This window comes from Massilia sp. CT11-108 (assembly GCF_047302915.1).
In the GTDB taxonomy this organism is placed as follows: Bacteria; Pseudomonadota; Gammaproteobacteria; order Burkholderiales; family Burkholderiaceae_D; genus Telluria; species Telluria orientalis.
Window position 1 is genome coordinate 1 of record NZ_JBKYMO010001070.1, and the last position, 773, is coordinate 773.

The window sequence follows — 773 nt, forward strand, 5'->3', positions numbered from 1 at the left end:
CTGCGCAGCTGGATCGGTTGCGGCTTCGCCGTCGGATCCGGCTCGAAGCCCGCGATGACCTGGCGGGGCAGCGTCTGCTTGATCAGCTTTTCGATGTCCTTCAGCATCTGGTGCTCGTCGACGCAGACGAGCGACACGGCCTCGCCGGTGGCGCCGGCGCGGCCCGTGCGGCCGATGCGGTGCACGTAGTCTTCCGGAACGTTCGGCAGGTCGTAGTTCACCACGTGCGGCAGCTGGTCGATGTCGATGCCGCGCGCCGCGATGTCGGTGGCGACGAGCGCCGTCAGGCTGCCGTCCTTGAACTCGGCCAGCGCCTTGGTGCGTGCCGACTGGCTCTTGTTGCCGTGGATCGCCATCGCGCCAATGCCGTCCTTGCCCAGCTGCTCGACGAGCTTGTTTGCGCCATGCTTGGTGCGGGTGAACACGAGCACCTGTTTCCAGCCGTGCGTCTTGATCAGGTGGGCCAGCATCGGGTGCTTCTTGTCGCGGTCGACCGGGTGGATCTTCTGGGCGATGACTTCGACGGTCGAATTGCGCGGCGCGACTTCGATCATGGCCGGGTTGTCCAGCAGGCGGTCGGCCAGGGCCTTGATCTCGTCCGAGAACGTGGCCGAGAACAGCAGGTTCTGGCGCTTCGGCGGCAGCACGGCCAGCACTTTGCGGATGTCGTGGATGAAGCCCATGTCCAGCATGCGGTCGGCCTCGTCCAGGATCAGGATCTCGATCTTGTCGAGCTTGATCGTGCCCTGGGCGACGTGGTCGAGCAGGCGGCC

The 773-nt window shown here is 65.8% G+C and carries 1 protein-coding gene; it reads right to left on the reverse strand.

The genetic code is table 11. The annotated features are described in order from the left end of the window. On the reverse strand, positions 1-773 hold a 773-nt coding region (locus ACEN88_RS33180; protein ID WP_413346560.1), incomplete at both ends, for a helicase-related protein.